The organism is Mycobacterium sp. TH-M25 (assembly GCF_057473665.1).
On the sequence record NZ_JBYCLA010000567.1, the window covers coordinates 1 to 3,867 of the forward strand.

The 3,867-nt window shown below is 63.8% G+C and carries 3 protein-coding genes; 1 reads left to right on the forward strand and 2 read right to left on the reverse strand.

Translation table 11 applies throughout. From position 1 onward, the window contains the following. Positions 1-94: 94 nt before the first annotated feature. A complete protein-coding gene (locus AC2VOU_RS18910; protein ID WP_047314261.1) occupies positions 95-1,390 on the reverse strand; it encodes a citrate synthase in 1,296 nt (431 codons plus the stop codon). A gap of 179 nt (positions 1,391-1,569) precedes the next feature. After that, positions 1,570-2,196 (reverse strand): pyridoxamine 5'-phosphate oxidase, encoded by a 627-nt coding sequence (gene pdxH, locus AC2VOU_RS18915; protein WP_047314389.1) that lies wholly within the window; start codon positions 2,194-2,196, stop codon positions 1,570-1,572. A 305-nt stretch (positions 2,197-2,501) separates the two neighbouring features. On the opposite strand from pdxH, the gene AC2VOU_RS18920 reads away from it, so the two are divergent. Next, positions 2,502-3,623: a citrate synthase 2 gene (locus tag AC2VOU_RS18920; RefSeq protein ID WP_486958743.1), complete on the forward strand. Its 1,122-nt coding sequence runs from the start codon at positions 2,502-2,504 to the stop codon at positions 3,621-3,623. The last annotated feature ends 244 nt before the right edge of the window (positions 3,624-3,867 follow it).

Here is a 3,867-nt window from a genome sequence, read left to right on the forward strand (position 1 = left end):
AAAAAGCGTTATCTATTACTACGCACCAGCGACGGTGTCACACAGCCACTACACGAGAAACCTGCAGTTCACCCAACAACAGTGACCGCCATAGCTATCTCGCTTCAATGGCGGTGTAGTCGCGCTCTGTGTAGCCGGTGTAGATCTGGCGCGGACGGCCGATCTTGCTGTCGCCCTCGTCGTGCATCTCACGCCAGTGCGCAATCCAGCCGGGCAGCCGACCCAACGCAAACAACACGGTGAACATCCGGGTCGGGAAGCCGAGGGCCCGGTAGATCAGGCCGGTGTAGAAGTCGACGTTCGGGTACAGCTTGCGCTCGATGAAATAGTCGTCGGTCAGCGCCGCCTCCTCGAGCCCCTTGGCGATGTTCAGCAAATCGTCGTCGCCACCAAGCTTGGCCAGGATCTTGTCGGCCTGTTCCTTGACGATGCGGGCCCGCGGATCGTAGTTCTTGTAGACGCGATGACCAAAGCCCATCAATTTCACACCGGCTTGGCGGTTCTTGACTTTTCGGACGAATTCACCGACGTCGTCGCCACTCTCGCGGATACCTTCGAGCATCTCGAGCACCGCCTGGTTGGCGCCGCCGTGCAGCGGTCCCCACAGCGCGTTGATGCCGCCCGAAATCGAGGTGAACAGGTTGGCTCGCGACGAGCCCACCAGGCGCACGGTTGACGTCGAACAGTTCTGCTCGTGGTCGGCATGCAGGATGAACAGCATGTCCAGGGCCCGTACCACCTCAGGATCAGGTTCATAGGGCTCAGCCGGCAAACCAAACGTCATTCGCAGGAAGTTCTCCACCAGCGAAAACGCGTTGTCCGGGTAAAGGAACGGCTGGCCGACCGACTTCTTATAGGCATAGGCAGCGATGGTGGGCAGCTTGGCCAAGAGTCGGATCGTCGATAGCTCTACTTGACCGTTGTCCATCGGGTCCAGCGCATCCTGATAGTAGGCGCTCAATGCGTTGACCACGCTGGACAGCACCGGCATCGGGTGCGCGTTGCGCGGGAAGCCGTCGTAGAACCGTTTGAGGTCCTCGTGCAGCATGGTGTGGCGCTGGATCCGGTGGGTGAATTCAGCGAGCTGATCGGTGCTCGGCAAGTCACCGTAGATCAGCAGGTAGCTGACCTCGAGGAAAGTCGACTTCTCAGCGAGCTGCTCGATCGGGTAGCCGCGGTAGCGCAGGATACCGGCGTCTCCGTCGATGTAGGTGATGGAGCTCTTGGTGGACGCGGTGTTGCCGTAGCCGACATCAAACGTGGTGTACCCGGTCTTGGCCAACACCGGGCCGATCGCGATGCCGTCATTACCTTCGGTGGCGCGGACGATCTGTAGGTCGATCTCGCCTCCCGGGTACTTCAGGGTGGCGGTGTCGTCGGTGTCGGCCACGAGAACCCCTTTGCGCTCTGGCTAATATTCCTGTTGGTATAGCTGTGAAGGTAGTCGTTACCTCAACCGAGCGCCTGCCCGGGGTCGGGTCTAAGAATCTCACGGCGGTCCATCAGGTTAGCCCCGATCCGTCGAGGCGTGAGCTGGCTCTCAACGCCCGGTAGCACATCCTCACCAGGTTAGGGCTGCAGACGCTCGATACACCCGCCGATCACTCGAATCCGGTTGTGCACCCGGTTTTCCCGGCCCTGCCAGAACTCCACCACCTCGGGCGCGATGAGGTATCCGCCCCAATTCGGCGGCATCGGGACGCACTCTAAGTCGGCAAAGCGCGCGGTCACCTCTGCCAGCTGATCGAGCAGCGCCGTCCGCGAGGCGATCGGTCGCGACTGGTGCGACGCCCATGCCCCCAGTTGCGAGCCGCGCGGCCGTTTGGACCAGTAGTCCTCACTAACCTGCGGGTCGACCTTGCTCACCGGGCCGCGAATATGCACCTGCCGCCCCAGCTGATACCACGGGAAAGTCACCGAAGCATACGGCGTCGCCGCCAGCTCGTCGCCCTTATCAGAGTCATAGCTGGTGAAGAAAGTGATTCCTGCCTCATCCGCGCTCTTGCACAACACCGATCGGCTCACCGGCCTGCCGGTTGCGACGGTTGCCAGCACCATGGCGTTGGGCTCGGCAACTCCGGCGCGCTGCGCGTCGTCAATCCACTTGCAGAACAGCGCAAGCCAACCGTCATCTAGCCAGTCCGTGTCGAGATCGGGGCTGCCGTCCTTCTCGACGGAGCCGTACTCCACCCGCATCCCCGACAGGTTGGATGAGTGGTGACCCGCTGCGCCCGGCTCCGCCGCGCTTGCGATCACCACTGGGTGCGATGAGTGGTGACCCGCTGCGCCCGGCTCCGCCGCGCTTGCGATCACCACTGGGTGCTGGTCATCTGGTCCTGCCATCGCGCCAACGCTACCCGCGGGGTGATAGCAGCCGATAGCGTCGACCCGGAGGTTGCTCGACAGGTGCTGGTCATCCGGCCCTGCCATCGCGCCAGCGCGACCCTGGGCGTGTTACCGACCGGTAGCATCGGCCCGGGCCAGGTGGGAGAATTTTCCCCATGACTGTGGTCCCAGAAGACTTTGTCCCTGGCCTGAGCGGCGTGGTGGCCTTTACCACCGAGATCGCCGAGCCGGATAAAGATGGTGGCGCGCTGCGCTACCGCGGTGTTGACATCGAGGATCTGGTGCACCACCGGGTCACGTTCGGTGACGTGTGGGCGTTGCTGGTCGACGGCAAATTCGGTAGCGGCCTGCCCCCGGCGGAGCCATTCCCGCTGCCGATCCACACCGGCGATGTGCGTGTCGACGTCCAGGCAGGCCTGGCGATGCTGGCGCCCATCTGGGGATACAAGCCGCTATTGGACATCGACGACGCCACCGCCCGGGAGCAGCTGTCTCGGGCGTCGGTGATGGCGCTGTCCTATGTCGCGCAGTCCGCACGCGGCATCTATCAGCCAGCGATCCCGCAGCGAACAATCGATGAATGCCCAACGGTCACAGCACGTTTCATGACTCGCTGGCAGGGCGATCCTGACCCCAAACATATCGATGCCATCGACGCCTATTGGGTGTCGGCCGCCGAGCATGGCATGAACGCGTCGACGTTCACCGCGCGGGTCATCGCCTCGACCGGCGCGGACGTGGCGGCAGCGCTGTCCGGAGCGATCGGTGCGATGAGTGGACCGCTGCACGGTGGGGCGCCCGCTCGGGTGCTGCCAATGCTTGAAGAGGTCGAGCGCAACGGCGACGCACGTGGCCTGGTCAAGGGGATCCTGGACCGCGGCGAAAAGCTGATGGGGTTCGGGCACCGGGTCTACCGCGCGGAGGATCCCCGGGCGCGGGTACTGCGGGCCACCTGCGAACGGTTGGGGGTACCGCGCCACGAGGTCGCGGTCGCGCTGGAGCAGGCCGCGCTGGCGGAACTACGGGAGCGCCGTCCGGATCGAGCCATCGAGACCAACGTCGAATTCTGGGCCGCTGTGATCCTGGACTTCGCCCGGGTGCCGGCCAATATGATGCCGGCGATGTTCACCTGCGGTCGGACCGCGGGCTGGTGCGCCCACATTCTCGAGCCGAAACGACTCGGCAAGCTCGTCCGCCCGTCGGCCCTCTATGTGGGACCCCCAGCACGTAGCCCAGAGTCCGTGGCGGGCTGGGACCAGATTCTCTCCACGGCGTAGTGATCCGCCGAGCGTGGGGCTTATGGACGAATCCACGGCGGTTGACGTACATAGGCCCCACACTCGGCGCCAAAATCTGTCGGTGCCCCGCGGTTGAATTGCGCCGCCGCGGTGAATTCTCGTCGCGGCCGGGGTCAATACCCAGGAGCCCAACCCGGGCCAGACAAGATTTGGAGGAGATCACAATGGCCATCAACGTCGAACCCGCATTGTCCCCACATCTGGTGGTCGACGACGCCGCCGG